Source organism: Nonomuraea sp. MG754425 (assembly GCF_021699195.1).
Taxonomy (GTDB): Bacteria; Actinomycetota; Actinomycetes; order Streptosporangiales; family Streptosporangiaceae; genus Nonomuraea.
On the sequence record NZ_SSXE01000223.1, the window covers coordinates 1 to 14664 of the forward strand.

Here is a 14664-nt window from a genome sequence, read left to right on the forward strand (position 1 = left end):
GGCTGGGGCTCATCGCCGCCGCCGCGTGGCTGATCACACGGGCCGCCCAGCAGCCGGAGCTGGCCGCGCTGAGCGTGGCGATCGTGGCCACCAGGGCGTTCGCCACCGGCAAGGGCGTCTTCCGCTACGCCGAGCGGCTCACCGGCCACGAGGTGGCCCTGCGCGCCCAGGCCGGCACCCGGGAGCGGCTCTACGAGTCCCTCGTCGCGCCCCGTCAGCCCCGCCAGGGTGGCGCGGACCTGCTGAGCCGCATGGTGGACGACACCGAGGCCGTACAGGACCTGCTCGTCCGCTGCCTGCTCCCCGCCGCCGCGGCGGCGATCACGGGGCTGGCCGCCGTCGTCGTCGGGCTGACGATCCTGCCGGTGGCCGCGCTCGCGCTGGTGGCCGGGCTGGTGCTGGCCGGGGTGCTGCTCCCGGCGGGCACGGCCGCCGCGGCGCGCCGCTGGGCGGCCCGGATCGCCCCCGCGCGGGCGGCGCTGGCCGGGCGGGTGGCCGACCTGGTGCACGGCTCGGCGGACCTGGCCGCGTACGGGGCCGACGACGAGGCCCTGGCCAAGGCGCTGGCCGCCGACGAATCGCTGGCCGCCCTGGAGCGCCGCCAGGCCCGGGTGCACGCCGCCGCCCTGGCCGGGGGCACGCTGATCCAGGGGCTGACCGTGGCGGCCGTCGTGCTGCTCGCTCAGGCCGCCGGAGCCGGTTCGGTCGGCACGGCCGTGCTGGCGCTGACGTCCCTGGTCGCCTTCGAGCCCGTGCTGCCGCTGGCCGCGGCCGGGGAGCGGATGGCGGGCATCACGGCCGCCCTACGCCGGCTGCGCGAGGTGCGCTCGGCCGCCCCCGCGGTCACGGAGCCCGCCGCCCCCGCGCCCAGTCCGCAGGCCCCGCTCACCGTCGAGATCGACGACCTCGTGGTCCGCCACACCGCCCGCGACGGCGACCACCCGCGGCCCGCCCTGGACGGGGTGTCGCTGCGGCTGACGCCCGGCAGGCGGGTCGCCGTCGTCGGGCCCAGCGGGGCGGGCAAGAGCACGCTGCTGGCCGCGTTGATGCGCCTGGTCGAGCCCGAGTCCGGCACCATCAGGATCAACGGCTCCGCCATCGGGGAGCTGGCGGGCGACGACGTGCGGGCGCTGATGACCGGCCTCACCCAGGACCCGTACATCTTCCGCGCCAGCCTGCGCGACAACCTGCGGCTGGCCGGGCCCGAGGCCGGCGAGGAGGAGCTGAACCGCGCCGTACGCGATGCCCGGCTCGACGGCTGGGTGGCGCGCACCGGGTGGGACGCCGAGCTCGGCGAGGACGGCCGGACCGTGTCCGGCGGGCAGTTGCAGCGCCTGGCCCTGGCCAGGGCCCTGCTGTACGGCCCGCCGGTGCTGCTGCTCGACGAGCCCGCCGAGGCGCTCGACGAGGAGACGGCCGACCGGCTGATGAGCGACCTGCTGGACGTCACCCGCGACCGCACGACCCTGCTCGTGACCCACCGGCTCAAGGGGCTGGAGGGCGTCGATGAGATCGTCGTGCTGGAGGAGGGCCGGGTCACGCAGCGGGGCCGGCACGACGAGCTGGTCTCCGTCCCCGGCTACTACCGGGACCTGTGGGAGTCCGAGGTGCTGACCAGGCGGTGACGCCCCCGGCCGCGCGGGCGTCCGATGCCGGACGGCACGGCGCTGTTTCAGGGTGTATATCCCGAATTGAGTTTGCGACGCCATCAGGTTTACGATACAAACTAGTTTGAGTAGTCAAGGAGTCTGCATGGTGAACGACGAACGCGCGCCGAGCCCGGAGGAGATGCTCCGCGTCATCGAGAAGCAGAGCGTCGCCACCTCGCGATGGCTCAGCGGCGATCCGCTGCTGCTCTACATCCCCTGGGGCGTCGCCTGGGTGCTCGGCTTCACGGCGCTGTTCCTGCACTACGGCCTCGACGGCCGGCCGTACGCGCCGATCTCCCAGATGCAGGCCGTGGGCGTGTTGCTGACGAGCCAGATGGTCGCGGGGGCCATCGCCTCCTACGGGTTCGTCCGCCTGAGCAGGGTCCTGCGCGGCGACGCGAACGCCAGGGGGACGATGTTCGGCTACGCCTGGTTCGCCGGGATGGCGCTCATGGTGATCATCTGCGTGCGGATCAGCCCGCAACTCCCGCCGGAGGAGAGCGGCCTGCTGTGGGCGGGCAGCTCGCTGATGCTGGTCGCGGCGCTGCACATGGCCGGCGGCGCCGTCTGGCTCAACTGGCCGATGTTCTTCTTCGGCACCTGGATCGCCGGCGTCAACGGGCTGGGCGTGCTGCTCGGGGCCGGCTGGCACGCGCTGCTGACGGCCGTGCTGCTGGGCGGCGGCTTCATCGGCGTGGGGGTGTTCCTGAGGCGCCGCTCATGACCGCGGAGAAAGCGCTGCCCGAACTCGACCCCGTCATCCACGCCCAGGCCAGGCTGCGGGTGGTGGCCGCGCTCAACGTCCTCGGCGACCGCGACGAGATGGCCTTCAACTCGCTGAAGGACCTGCTCGGCATGACGGCGGGCAACCTGTCGGTCCACCTGACCAAACTCGAGGAAGCCGGCTACGTGCGCATCAACAAGACGCACCGGGGCCGCACACCGGTCACGTTCGCCGCGCTCACCGGTCGCGGGCGGCTGGCCTTCGACGACTACACCAAGGCGATCCGTACCTTGCTCGACAATGCTGGAGGAAACCCATGACGATCCTCGCCCGGACGATCGAGGCGTCCCGCCGCTACGGCGACGTGCTCGCCCTCGACCGTGTCTCGCTCGACATCCGGGCGGGCGAGCTGGTCGGGCTGCTCGGCCCCAACGGTGCGGGCAAGTCCACCCTGATCAACCTCTTCGTGGGCCTGCGCCGGCCGACGTCCGGCACGGTGGAGCTGCTCGGCGGCTCGCCGCTCGACGCCGCCGTGCGCCGCGGCATCGGCGTCACCCCGCAGGAGACGGGGCTGCCCGAGACGCTGCGGGTCGGCGAGATCGTCGACTTCGTCTCGGCGCACTTCCCCGACCGCGAGCCCAAGGGCGAGCTGCTGGCCCGGTTCGGGCTGGACGACCTGGTCAAGCGGCAGATCGGCGGCCTGTCCGGCGGGCAGCGGCGGCGGCTGGCCGTGGCGCTGGCGTTCGCGGGCAAGCCGCGGCTGGTCTTCCTCGACGAGCCGACCACCGGGCTCGACGTCGAGGCGCGCCGCTCGTTGTGGGAGGGCATCAGGTCCTTCCACCAGGACGGCGGCACGGTGCTGCTGACCAGCCACTACCTGGAGGAGATCGAGGCGCTGGCCGAGCGGGTCGTGGTGGTCGGCTCCGGCCGGGTGCTGGCCGACGACACGGTGCGCGCGGTCCGCGGCATCGTGGGCGTGCGGCACGTCTCGCTCGTCGCGGACGACCTGCCCGAGCTGCCCGGCGTGCTCGGCACGGAGCGGGCCGAGGGCCGGATCAGCCTGATGACCACCGACCCCGACCAGTTGGTCGTCGAGCTCGTCCGCAGTGGCGTGCCGTTCTCCGGCCTGGAGATCAGGCCGACCACCCTCGAGGAGGCCTTCCTCGCCCTCACCTCGAAGGAGTCCGCACATGTCTGAGCTGATCGTCGCGCACACCCGTTATCTGCTGCTGGAGCAGCTCAGGGTGCCGATCGGGCTGCTGGCGGGCGCGTTGTTCCCGGCCATCTCGATGGTGGCGTTCGTGGTGCCGCTGGCGGGCGACGATCCGCAGGCCGCGACGATGGCCACCGGGTCGCTGATGTTCTTCGGCGCGATGTCCGGGGCGCTCATCGGCCTGAGCATCACCGTGGCCCAGGACCGTGAGCAGCCGTGGAACCCGTACCTGCGCACGCTTCCCGCGGGCCCGTTCCCCCGCTTCGCCGGCCGCATCCTCGCGACGCTGGCCGTGATGCTGATCTCGGTGGTGCCGGTGCTGCTGGTCGCGGTGTTCTTCACCGAGGCGACCACCACTCCGTTGCGGCTGCTGCTGGGGATCGTGGCGCTGATGGTGGGCGTGGTGCCGTTCATGCTGATGGGGCTGTTCATCGGGTTCCTGCTGACGGCCAAGGCGGCGATCGCGGTGTCGCAGGTGGTGTTCTTCCCGATGGCGATCGTGGGCGGGCTGCTGATGCCGCCGGCGATCCTGCCCGACTTCGTCGAGGCGATCTCCCCGTTCGTGCCGACGCGGGGTGTGGCCGAGGTGCTGTGGGCGATCACGGCGGGCACCACGCCGAACGTGGTGGCGCTGGTCTCGCTGGCGGTGTGGACCGTGGCGTCGGCGGCGGGGGCCGTCTGGGCCTACCGGCGTGACGAGGGCCGGCGTTTCTCCTGAGAAATGGGGGGGTGTGCCGCCGAGTCCGCAGCGATCTCGACGGCACACCCGTCCATGAGGGGGTCTGTGTTACTTGTTCTCTGAGAGTGTGACATCGACCTCGTGGGTCGAGCCGTCCCTCATATATGTGATCTTGACCTCTTGGCCCGGTTTGAAACCTCTGACCTGCCCGACAACCGTATCGCCTCCGTCAACCGCCTTGTCGCCGATCTTCGTGATGAGGTCGCCTTCCCGCAGTCCGGCCTGTTCTGCCGGGCTTCCCGCGGTGATCTGCCTGACCAGGGCCCCGGGCACGTCCCCGGTCGCGTCGGTGACGCTCACCCCGAGGAAGGCGTGGGTGACCTTGCCGGTGTCGATGAGCTGGTCGGCCACCTGCTTGGCGGTGTTGACGGGGATGGCGAAGCCGACGCCGCCGCCCTGGGCCTGCGAGGCGATCGCGGTGTTGATGCCGATGAGCTGGCCGGCGGCGTTCACCAGCGCGCCGCCGGAGTTGCCCGGGTTGATCGAGGCGTCGGTCTGGATGGCGCCGCCGATCGTGGTGGGCGCGCTCTGCTGCTGCTGCCGGCCCCAGCCGGGCGGGACCTGCGGCTGGTCGTCGCCGAGGTTGAGCGTGCGGTCCAGCGCGCTGACGATGCCGGCGGTGACGGATCCGTCGAGGCCGAGCGGGCTGCCGAGGGCGAGCACGGAGTCGCCGACCTTGAGCTGGTCGCTGTCGCCGAGCGTGGCCGCGGTCAGCCCCGAGACGCCGTCCGCGCGGATGACGCCGAGGTCGGTGGCCGGATCGGTGCCGACGACGGTGGCCTTGGCCGTCTTGCCGTCGCTGAACTTGACGGTCATCTGACCGCCCTGGCCCGCGCCGACGACGACGTGGTTGTTGGTGAGGATCAGCCCGTCCTCCGACAGCACCACGCCGGAGCCCTCGCCCGTCTGCCCCTGGATCATCACGACCGAGGGCTGCACCTTCGCCGCGACCTCGGCCACGGTGAGCTGGTCGGAGGCCGACCTGAAGACGGGGCTGGGCGCGCTGGGGCTGCTGCTGGCGACCGGTTCGGGCTGGAACGAGGTGGCGACGACGGCTCCGACGATGCCGCCGCCGACCGCCATGGCGGCCAGGGCGAGACCCGCGATGGCCTTCTGCGCGGTGTTGAGCCGCAGTTTGTCCTTCGGCGGGGCGGGCGGAGGCGGCGGGGGCGTCTCCATCGCGATCGTGTCCCGTCGGGGAAAGCCCCCGGCGGCCGGCGGCGTGGAGCCGAACTGGCTCCACCCACCGGTGTCCTGCTCGTGAGGCTCGTTCGCGTTCATCTGTCATCTCCCTCGAGTCCCGATGCTCCAAGGGTGTCAAGAAGCGCGTAAGCGCACGTTAAGCACCTGATCGGAACAGCATGAGACGGCTCACTCACGGCTTATCAGCGCTGCTAGACAGCCCTGTCGCGCGCTGAAGATCTGCACAAGTTTTGCCCACGCAGCCGGGCCGCCCGCCTCACCCGCCGGGTTCGAGCCGCTTGCGACCGCGCATGACGGTGGCCACCGCCCGCAGGTCGAGCTCCTCCACGTCCATGTTGCCGGTCTCCTCGGCGATTCCGGACCACACGGCCATGACGGTGACCGCGTCCACGCCGTACCGCGCGGCGGCGATGCCGAGGGCGATCCGGCGCACCTCGCTGGGGTCGCCCTGGGTCTGCTCGCCGGCCTGCGCGACCGCACGGGCCAGTTCCTCCGCGGCGGCTCCGAGCGGGAGCGGGCCGCCGCCGTGTCCCTGGCCGGGCAGCGTCTCCTTCCACGCCCTCCAGCCGGCGGCGTCGTCCCAGCCGGGGGTGCCTCCGTCGGAGGGGTCGCCGATCCAGACGGCGGGCACGGGGGTGGGGTGGCCGGTGCCGGCGTAGCGTCCGCGCCACTTGGAGACGGTGGCGGCGGGGACGCCGAAGAGCTCGCCGACGTCCTTCATGCTCAGGTACCTCTTGACGTCCACGCCCAGCCTCCCGGAGTCCTTGTCGATATCGATGACAAAGGTTAGGGCCGGCCGGGAGATCCTGCCTAGACTCCCGACAAAGATTCGTCGCAGATAAAACCTGTACAAAACGGACACGAGGTCGATAGTCTGGCGACGCCCCAGACCGGAAACGGCTGGGGCGCCAATCGTTACGGCGCTTCTACGTCGCCGGCGGCCAGTACTCGTCCCGGAGCAGACGCTTGTAGAGCTTGCCCGTGGGATGACGGGGCAGCTCGGTCCGGAAGTCCACCGATCTGGGGCACTTGTAGTGCGCCAGCCGCTCCCGGCAGTACGCGATCAGCTCCGCCTCCAGCTCCGGCCCCGCCTCCTCCATGGACGCCGGCTCGACCACGGCCTTGACCTGCTCGCCCATCTCCTCGTCCGGCACCCCGAACACCGCCACGTCGGCCACCTTGGGATGCACCGACAGCACGTTCTCGGCCTCCTGCGGGTAGATGTTCACACCCCCCGAGATGATCATGTACGAGCGGCGGTCGGTGAGGTACAGGAAGCCGTCGTCGTCCAGGTAGCCGATGTCCCCCAGCGTGGTCCAGCCCCGGCCGCGCGGGTCCTGGGCCGAGCGGGTCTTGCCGGGGTCGCCGTGGTACTCGAAGCGCCCGCCGTTCTCGAAGTAGATCGTGCCGTGCTCGCCGGCCGGCAGGTCGTCGCCGTCCTCGTCGCAGATGTGCACGACGCCGAGCAGCGAGCGGCCGACCGTGCCCTTGTGCCGGAGCCAGTCCTCCGGACCGGCGTAGAGGAAGCCGTTGCCCTCGGTGCCCGCGTAGTACTCGTGGATGATCGGGCCCCACCAGTCGATCATCTGCTGCTTGACGGGGACGGGGCAGGGGGCGGCGGCGTGGATGGCGTACCGGAGCGAGGAGAGGTCGTGGCGGGCCCGGTTCTCCGGGGGCAGTTTGAGCATCTTGATGAACATCGTCGGCACGAGCTGCGTGTGCGTCACCCCGTGGCGCTGCACCAGCGCGAGGTACTGCTCGGGGTCGAAGCGCTCCATCACCACGACCGTGGCCCCGAGTCGCTGGAAGGTCAGGCAGTAGCGCAGCGGCGCGGCGTGGTAGAGCGGCGCGGGCGAGAGGTACACGCTGTCGGACGACGGCGCGAACAGGCCCTGGATGAGCTTGAACAGCAGGCCGGGCTCGTCGAGCGGGCCGTGCGTGGCGGCCAGTTTGACGCCCTTGGGGCGGCCGGTGGTGCCCGAGGAGTAGAGCATGTCCGCGCCCAGGCACTCGTCCTCGACCGGGGTGACCGGCTGCGCGGCGACCGCCTCCTCGTACGAGGTGAAGCCCTCGGCGACGCCGTCCAGCATGAGCCGCAGCTCGACGCCGGGCGTGGCCGCGGTGATCGAGGTGGCGACGCCGGCCAGGTCGGCGCTGGAGACGAACGCCCGCGCGCCGCAGTTGCCGACGATGTAGGCCAGCTCGTCGCTCCCCAGCCGCGAGCTGATCGGCGTGTAGTAGAGGCCCGAGCGGTGCGCCGCCCAGGCGACGGCCAGGAAGCGGGGATGGTTGCCGAGCATGAACGCGATGTGGTCACCCGGCCGCAGCCCCGCCGCGCGGAACGTGTGGGCCAGCCGGTTCGACTCCTCGTCCAGCTCTCGGTACGTGATCACCTGTCCGGAGCCCGCCATGATCACAGCGGGCTTGTCGGGGGTGACTGCTGCGATGGCTCCCGGATACATGACCAGAACAGTATTCGGTTGATCGCCCGCCACGCCAGCACGTCAGACCGGAACGACCCCGGCCGCGGCCCCGCGAAGGGGACCGCGGCCGGGGCTCGCAGGGCGTCACTCGGCGGCGATGACCGAGCCCTCGTACTTCTGCTGGATGAAGTCCTTGACCTTCGGGTCCTGAAGGAGCTTGCCGAGGGTGACGATGTTCGCGTCCTTCTCGTGGCCGGCCTGGACGACCAGGCCGTTCACGTACGGGTTGCCCTCGGTCCGCTCCAGCACCAGCGCCTGCGAAGCGGGCTTGAGACCGGCCTCGATGGCGTAGTTGCCGTTGATCACCGCGGCGTCCACGTCCTCGAGCGAGCGCGGGAGCTGCGCCGCCTCAAGCGGCTTGAACTGCAGGTTCTTCGGGTTGCCCGTCACGTCGCGCTCGGTGGCGGCGGTGCCGGCGCCCTCCTTGAGGGTGATGACGCCGTTGTCGGCGAGCAGCTTGAGCGCGCGGCCCAGGTTCGTGGCGTCGTTCGGCAGGGCCACGGTGGCGTCGTTCGCCAGCGCGGAGACGTCCGTGAGCTTCTTGGAGTACAGGCCGAGCGGCTCCAGGTGCACCGGCGTGACGAAGCTCAGCTTGGTGCCCTTGGTGGCGTTGAAGTCGTCGAGGTACGGCTTGTGCTGGAAGAAGTTGGCCGTGAGCTGGCCCTCGTCGAGCTGCACGTTCGGCTGCACGTAGTCGGTGAACTCCACGACCTCCAGCTTGACGCCGGCGGCCGGGGCCAGGTTGTCCTTGACGAAGTTCAGGATCTCGGCGTGCGGCACGGGGCTGGCGCCGACCTTCAGCACGGTGTCGGCGGACTCGGCCGGCTTCGTCCCGGACGGCTCCTGCGTGGCGGACTGCGACGTGCCGCACGCGGCGAGCGACAGAGCCAGCGTGACGGCGCCTACCAGGCGGTAAATCTTCATGGTTCTCTTTCCTTACTTGTGCGACAGGCGCCGGGCGACCCAGTCGCCCAGGCTCTGCAGGAGTTGCACGATCACGAGCAGCAGCACGACCGTCACGATCATGAGGAGCGTCTCGAACCGCTGGTAGCCGTACCGGACGGCCAGGTCACCCAGGCCGCCCCCGCCGAGCGTGCCGGCCATGGCGGAGTAGCCGATCAGCGCGACGACGGTCACGGTGAGCCCCGCCACCAGGCCCGGCAGGGCCTCGGGCAGCAGGACCTTGCGCACGACGGCGGCCCGGCTCGCGCCCATGGCCTGGGCGGCCTGCACCACGTCCGTGCCGACCTCCCTGAGCGCCGTCTCCACCAGCCGGGCGAAGAACGGCACCGCGCCCACGGTCAGCGGCACCACGAACGCGGCGGTCCCGATGGTGGTGCCGACCACCAGCCGGGTGAACGGGATGATCGCGATCATCAGCACGATGAACGGCAGCGACCGCCCGATGTTGACCACGAACCCGAGCGCCGACTTCAGCGCCGGGACCGGCCGCAGCCCGCCCCGGTCGAACACCACGAGCGCCACACCCAGGGGCAGCCCGAGCAGCGCGGTGAACAGCGTGGACCAGCCCACCATCTGCGCGGTCTCCAGCGTCGCCGGCCACAGCAGCGGCAGCATCTCTTCCCAGGTCACGCCGCCTCCCCGGCTGCCTCGACGATCAGCCCCGTGCCCCGCAGGTAGGCCAGCGCGGCGTCCGCGTCGGCCCCGTCCAGCGCCACGCGCAGGCGGCCGGCGGAGCCGCCGGCGAGGTCCTCGATGGAGCCGCCCAGGATGCTCAGGTCCACGTCGAACCTGCGCACCACCTCCGACACCACGGGCTGGCGCGGGTCGCCGGTGAACGTCAGCGTCACCGACCCGGCCGGCGCGGGCTCGGGCAGCGGGAAGATCTCCCTGGTCAGGCGGGAGCCGGGCGTCCTGATCAGCTCGGCGATGCCGCCGGACTCCTCGACACGGCCGCGCGACATGATCGCGACGGAGTCGCAGACGCTCTTGACCACGGTCATCTCGTGGGTGATGAGCAGGATCGTCAGGCCCAGCTCGGTGTTGAGCCGCTTGAGCAGGGCGAGGATCGACTGCGTGGTGGCCGGGTCGAGCGCCGAGGTGGCCTCGTCGGACAGCAGCACCGACGGGTTGCCCGCCAGCGCCCTGGCGATGCCGACGCGCTGCTTCTGGCCGCCGGAGAGCTGGTGCGGGCGGTCCCCGCCGCGTCCCTCCAGGCCGACGAGCTCCAGCAGTTCGCCGACGCGGCGCGCGCGCTCGGCCTTCGGCACGCCCATGACCTCCAGGGGGAAGGCCACATTGCCCGCGACCGTGCGCGAGGAGAGCAGGGCGAAGTGCTGGTGGATCATGCCGATGCGCTGCCTGGCGCGGTTCAGCTCGCGGTCGCCGAGCGCGGTCAGGTCCTGGCCGGCGACGGTGACGGTGCCCGCGGTGGGACGTTCGAGCAGGTTGACGCAGCGCAGGAGCGTGCTCTTGCCGGCGCCGCTCTGACCGAGCACGCCATAGATCTCGCCTTCGCGCACGCGCAGGTCGACGCCGTCCAACGCGACGGTCGGGCCGTACTGCTTGCGCAGGCCAACAGCCTGGATCACGGAGAAACCCCACGATTGAGGGCGGCCACCGGCGGGGCCGCGGGAACGTACATCATCGGGAAGGCGCGCCGGCGCGCTCAGCGGGTGCCGGGGTGGAACGGCAGGTGGCTCAGCCTGCGCAGCACGAAGCCGGGTGTGATCATGAGGGCCTTCTGGGAGAACGGGCGGACGGGTGGCTCTGGTCGCGCTAGCGGGCCGGCATTCGCCCGGTTCGCGCGCGGCGACACGCGGCGCCTCCCATGGGGGCGCTGCGGGGTGTCACGTGTGCCTCGTTCACGCCGTTGCTAACGACGTTGTGAATCCCCCTATTCCTGATCTGTTTCGTGATCTGGGTCACGCGCTGTCAAAGACCGGCCGCACGCGCGACCGCCCCGCCGCGCCGGGAAGCGCGACGGGGCGGGGTCCCCGGTGCGGTCAGGCCGCCACGGAGGAGGCCACCTGGGCCGGGGCGAGCGCGATGTCCAGGACCTCGCGCACGTCGCTGACCGTGTGGATGGTCAGCTCGCCGCGGACCTCCTCGGGCACGTCGTCCAGGTCCGGCTCGTTGCGGGCCGGGATGAGCACGGTCGTGATGCCCGCCCGGTGCGCGGCCAGCAGCTTCTGCTTCACGCCGCCGATCGGCAGCACCCGGCCGGTCAGCGAGATCTCGCCGGTCATGGCCACGTCGCCGCGCACCAGCCGCCCGGACAGCAGCGAGGCCAGCGCCGTCGTCAGCGTCACGCCCGCCGACGGGCCGTCCTTCGGCACCGCGCCCGCCGGGAAGTGCACGTGGACCGAGCGGTCCTTCAGCGCGGTGACCGGCAGCTCCAGCTCCGCGCCGTGCGAGCGCAGGTAGGACAGCGCGATCCGGGCCGACTCCTTCATGACGTCGCCGAGCTGCCCGGTCAGGGTCAGGCCGGTCTCGCCGGTCTCCGGGTCGGCCAGGGACGCCTCGACGTAAAGGACGTCGCCGCCGGCGCCGGTGACCGCCAGGCCGGTGGCCACGCCGGGCACCGAGGTGCGCTGCTTGGCCTCGGGCAGGGACGACTCCGGCACGAACCTCGGCCGTCCGATGTAGTCGACCAGGTCGTCCTCGCCCACCGTGACGGGCAGTTCGTCCTTCGCCGTCACCTTGCGCAGGATCCTCGCGACCGACCGCTCCAGCGAGCGCACGCCCGCCTCGCGGGTGTACTCGGCGGCCAGCCTGCGCAGCGCGGAGTCCTCGACCGTGACCTCCTCGGCGGTCAGGCCGGCCAGTTCGAGCTGCCTGGGCAGCAGGTGGTCGCGGGCGATCGCGACCTTCTCGTCCTCGGTGTAGCCGTCGAGCGTGACGATCTCCATGCGGTCGAGCAGCGGCCCGGGAATGGCCTCCAGGACGTTGGCCGTGGCCAGGAAGAGCACGTCGGACAGGTCGAGCTCGACCTCGAGGTAGTGGTCGCGGAACGTGTGGTTCTGGGCGGGGTCGAGCACCTCCAGCAGGGCCGCCGTGGGGTCGCCCCGGTAATCGGCGCCGACCTTGTCGACCTCGTCGAGCAGGACGACCGGGTTCATCGACCCGGCCTCGCGGATCGCGCGGACGACGCGGCCGGGCAGCGCGCCGACGTAGGTGCGCCGGTGGCCGCGGATCTCGGCCTCGTCGCGTACGCCGCCGAGCGCGACCCGGACGAACTTGCGGCCCATCGCGCGGGCCACGGACTCGCCCAGCGAGGTCTTGCCGACGCCGGGAGGGCCCGCCAGGGCCAGCACGGCGCCGCTGCGCCGGCCGCCCACCACGCCGAGCCCCTTGTCCTGGCGCCGCTTGCGCACGGCCAGGTGCTCGATGATGCGGTCCTTGACGTCGCCGAGGCCCGTGTGGTCGGCGTCGAGCACCGCCCGCGCGCCGGTGATGTCGTAGTTGTCCTCGGTGCGCTCGTTCCACGGGATGTCGAGGACGGTGTCGAGCCAGGTGCGGATCCAGCCGGTCTCAGGGGACTGCTCGGAGGTCCGCTCCAGCTTGTCGACCTCCTTGAGCGCGGCCTCGCGCACCTTCTCCGGCAGCTCGGCGGCCTCCACCCGGACGCGGTAGTCCTCCTCCTCGCTCTCGGCGGTGTCGCCGTTGAGCTCCTTGAGCTCCTTGCGCACCGCGGCGAGCTGCTGGCGCAGCAGGAACTCGCGCTGCTGCTTCTCCATGCCCTCCTGGACGTCCTTGCGGATCGTCTCGGCGACGTCGAGCTCCGCGAGGTGCTCGCGGGACCACTCGATCAGCCTGGCCAGCCGCTCGGCCGGGTCGGCCTCCTCCAGCAGCTCGACCTTCTGCGCCGTGGTCAGCCAGGGGGTGTAGCCGGAGCTGTCGGCCAGCACGGACGGGTCGTCGATGGTGCTGACCTGGTCGACCACCTGCCAGGCGCCGCGCTTCTGCAGGATGGTGGTGGCCAGCGCCTTGTACTCCTTGGCCAGCTCCTGGGCGCGCTCACCGGCGGCGACGGCGTCGATCGTCTCGGCCTCGACCCACAGTGCGGCGCCGGGGCCGGTCGTGCCGACGCCCGCGCGCACGCGGTTCACGCCACGCACGACGGCGGCGGGCTCGCCGCCCGGCAGCCTCCCGACCTGCTCCACGACGGCCTGAACGCCGATCGCGCCGTAGCGCCCGTCGATGCGGGGAACGAGAAGGACCTGCGGCTTGTTGCCACCGGATGCACGGGCGGCGTCGATGGCGGCGCGCACCTCGGAGTCGGACAGGTCCAGCGGAACCACCATGCCCGGCAGGACGACGGCGTCGTCCAGCGGCAGGACCGGGAGGATCAAGCTCTCACTCATGCGAACTCCAACGGGTTGAGTTATACCGGCTCAACTCATCGGAGCCGCCCCCTGTTCCCTTACTTGCCGATGTTCGCTCACGGCGATCGTAATGTTGTAAGCGCTACCTGAGGATGACCGGGAACATCAAACCCGGGTGTGACGACTGGCGAGGCCGTGCGGTTCTACCCTTGACCAGGCGATCCGCGTCCGGCGACCGGCGCGGGCCGGGGGAGGGTGGAGGTGCGTCACGTGGGCCGGTTGAGGGTGCGCGTCGCGCGGGCCGGGCGGGTGGTCACGCGGCCGTTCGCGCTGGCGTTCCTCCAGGGCGACGCCGACCCCCCGCCCGCCGTGCGCCGCGCGACGGTCAGGGTGCCACGCCGGCTCCGGGCGCTGGTCCCGTTCCCGTCCTTCAACCTGGTACAGGCGGCGGACCTGCTCCTGGCCGCCCTCCAGTTCCTCACCGCCCCCAGCATGGTCGCGAGCTGGAACGGCCAGGCCGCCGTCCTGCACGCCGCCGACCCGGCCGTACCCGGCCCAGTCTCGACGATCTTCGTCTACCTCGTCGCGATCGGCATCTCCGTGCCGATCGCGCTGCGCGGCCGGTGGCCGCTGGCGGCCTGGCGGGTCGCCGCCGTGACCCTGCCCGTGGTCATCTGGGTCACCCATGCGGTCGGCCGGACCGAGCCGCCCTACCCCGTCTCCGCGGTCATCATGTACCTGCTGGTCCTCTACTCGGTCGCGGTCCGGTGCGAGCGGCAGATCGTGGCGGGCGTCTGGGCGACGACGGTCCTGGCCGTCTGGATCGTCCATCCCGACTCGATGGTCCTCGCCACGATCGTGGCGTCGGTCGCGGTGCTGTTCGGCTACAACGTACGCGGGCGGCGCAGCGCGACGAAGCGCCTGGTCGAGGAGGAGCAGCGGTCCCTCCAGGCGGAGGCCGGGCAGGCGGTGCTGGAGGAGCGCGCCCGCATCGCCCGCGAACTGCACGACGTGGTGGCGCACCACATGTCGGTGATCGCGATCCAGGCGGAGGCGGTGCCGCTCAAGGCGGCCGGGGACACCGCCCAACTGGAAGCCGGCCTGGCCGAGATCCGCGGCCTGTCGCTGGAGGCGATCGCGGAGCTGCGCCAGGTCCTCGGCGTGCTGCGCGACCCGCGGGGCCGTACCGACACCGCGCCGCAGCCGGGGCTCGACCGGCTCGGCGAGCTGATCGCCAACGCCCGCGCCGCCGGGCTCGCCGTGCTGGTCGAACGATCCGGGCCGCTCGACGGGCTGCCGCCGGCCGTGGAGCTGTCGGCGTACCGGATCGTGCAGGAGTCACTGTCGAACGCGATGCGGCACGCG

The 14664-nt window shown here is 71.8% G+C and carries 13 protein-coding genes; 6 read left to right on the forward strand and 7 right to left on the reverse strand.

Annotated features, from left to right (window positions below):
- Nucleotides 1–2: 2 nt before the first annotated feature.
- From cydC to FAF44_RS45715, 5 genes are all read left to right on the forward strand, one after another.
- Nucleotides 3–1625 carry a thiol reductant ABC exporter subunit CydC gene (gene cydC / locus FAF44_RS45695; RefSeq protein WP_237109715.1) on the forward strand — a complete coding sequence of 541 codons (1623 nt, stop codon included), beginning with the start codon at nucleotides 3–5 and terminating at the stop codon, nucleotides 1623–1625.
- A gap of 127 nt (nucleotides 1626–1752) precedes the next feature.
- Nucleotides 1753–2373: a hypothetical protein gene (locus FAF44_RS45700; protein ID WP_237109716.1), complete on the forward strand. Its 621-nt coding sequence runs from the start codon at nucleotides 1753–1755 to the stop codon at nucleotides 2371–2373.
- A complete protein-coding gene (locus FAF44_RS45705; RefSeq protein WP_237109717.1) occupies nucleotides 2370–2693 on the forward strand; it encodes a transcriptional regulator in 324 nt (107 codons plus the stop codon). Before FAF44_RS45700 ends, FAF44_RS45705 begins: the two co-directional genes overlap by 4 nt.
- A complete protein-coding gene (locus FAF44_RS45710; RefSeq protein ID WP_237109718.1) occupies nucleotides 2690–3571 on the forward strand; it encodes an ABC transporter ATP-binding protein in 882 nt (293 codons plus the stop codon). Before FAF44_RS45705 ends, FAF44_RS45710 begins: the two co-directional genes overlap by 4 nt.
- A complete protein-coding gene (locus FAF44_RS45715) occupies nucleotides 3564–4304 on the forward strand; it encodes an ABC transporter permease (protein ID WP_237109719.1) in 741 nt (246 codons plus the stop codon). Before FAF44_RS45710 ends, FAF44_RS45715 begins: the two co-directional genes overlap by 8 nt.
- Before the next feature lie 69 nt (nucleotides 4305–4373).
- On the opposite strand, the gene FAF44_RS45720 is transcribed toward FAF44_RS45715, so the two are convergent.
- The 7 genes from FAF44_RS45720 to lon form a co-directional block, all read right to left on the reverse strand.
- Nucleotides 4374–5606, reverse strand: a complete 1233-nt coding sequence (locus FAF44_RS45720; RefSeq protein ID WP_237109720.1) for a S1C family serine protease — start codon at nucleotides 5604–5606, stop codon at nucleotides 4374–4376.
- A 178-nt stretch (nucleotides 5607–5784) separates the two neighbouring features.
- Entirely contained in the window at nucleotides 5785–6273 is a 489-nt protein-coding gene (locus FAF44_RS45725; protein ID WP_237109721.1) for a hypothetical protein, read from the reverse strand.
- 181 nt (nucleotides 6274–6454) lie between these two features.
- The gene (locus FAF44_RS45730; protein ID WP_237109722.1) at nucleotides 6455–7990 is read right to left on the reverse strand and encodes an AMP-binding protein; all 1536 of its coding nucleotides are present in this window, start codon (nucleotides 7988–7990) and stop codon (nucleotides 6455–6457) included.
- 105 nt (nucleotides 7991–8095) lie between these two features.
- Nucleotides 8096–8935, reverse strand: coding sequence for a MetQ/NlpA family ABC transporter substrate-binding protein (locus FAF44_RS45735; protein WP_237109723.1), 840 nt, complete (start codon nucleotides 8933–8935; stop codon nucleotides 8096–8098).
- A 12-nt stretch (nucleotides 8936–8947) separates the two neighbouring features.
- Nucleotides 8948–9604 (reverse strand): methionine ABC transporter permease, encoded by a 657-nt coding sequence (locus FAF44_RS45740; RefSeq protein ID WP_237109724.1) that lies wholly within the window; start codon nucleotides 9602–9604, stop codon nucleotides 8948–8950.
- Nucleotides 9601–10563, reverse strand: coding sequence for a methionine ABC transporter ATP-binding protein (locus FAF44_RS45745; RefSeq protein WP_237109725.1), 963 nt, complete (start codon nucleotides 10561–10563; stop codon nucleotides 9601–9603). The genes FAF44_RS45740 and FAF44_RS45745 overlap by 4 nt, the downstream gene beginning before the upstream one ends.
- A gap of 414 nt (nucleotides 10564–10977) precedes the next feature.
- Complete coding sequence (gene lon / locus FAF44_RS45750) at nucleotides 10978–13338, reverse strand: endopeptidase La (RefSeq protein WP_237109726.1); 2361 nt, start codon at nucleotides 13336–13338, stop codon at nucleotides 10978–10980.
- A gap of 231 nt (nucleotides 13339–13569) precedes the next feature.
- Here lon and FAF44_RS45755 point away from each other — a divergent pair.
- Nucleotides 13570–14664: sensor histidine kinase (locus FAF44_RS45755; protein ID WP_237109727.1), on the forward strand; the 1095-nt coding region annotated here is incomplete at its 3' end.

Coding starts and splice junctions, on each gene's coding strand:
- FAF44_RS45730 (WP_237109722.1), bottom strand. CDS start 7,990: ATGTATCCGGGAGCCATCGCAGCAGTCACCCCCGACAAGCCCGCTGTG.
- FAF44_RS45720 (WP_237109720.1), bottom strand. CDS start 5,606: ATGAACGCGAACGAGCCTCACGAGCAGGACACCGGTGGGTGGAGCCAG.
- FAF44_RS45715 (WP_237109719.1), top strand. CDS start 3,564: ATGTCTGAGCTGATCGTCGCGCACACCCGTTATCTGCTGCTGGAGCAG.
- FAF44_RS45710 (WP_237109718.1), top strand. CDS start 2,690: ATGACGATCCTCGCCCGGACGATCGAGGCGTCCCGCCGCTACGGCGAC.
- FAF44_RS45735 (WP_237109723.1), bottom strand. CDS start 8,935: ATGAAGATTTACCGCCTGGTAGGCGCCGTCACGCTGGCTCTGTCGCTC.
- FAF44_RS45700 (WP_237109716.1), top strand. CDS start 1,753: ATGGTGAACGACGAACGCGCGCCGAGCCCGGAGGAGATGCTCCGCGTC.
- FAF44_RS45705 (WP_237109717.1), top strand. CDS start 2,370: ATGACCGCGGAGAAAGCGCTGCCCGAACTCGACCCCGTCATCCACGCC.
- lon (WP_237109726.1), bottom strand. CDS start 13,338: ATGAGTGAGAGCTTGATCCTCCCGGTCCTGCCGCTGGACGACGCCGTC.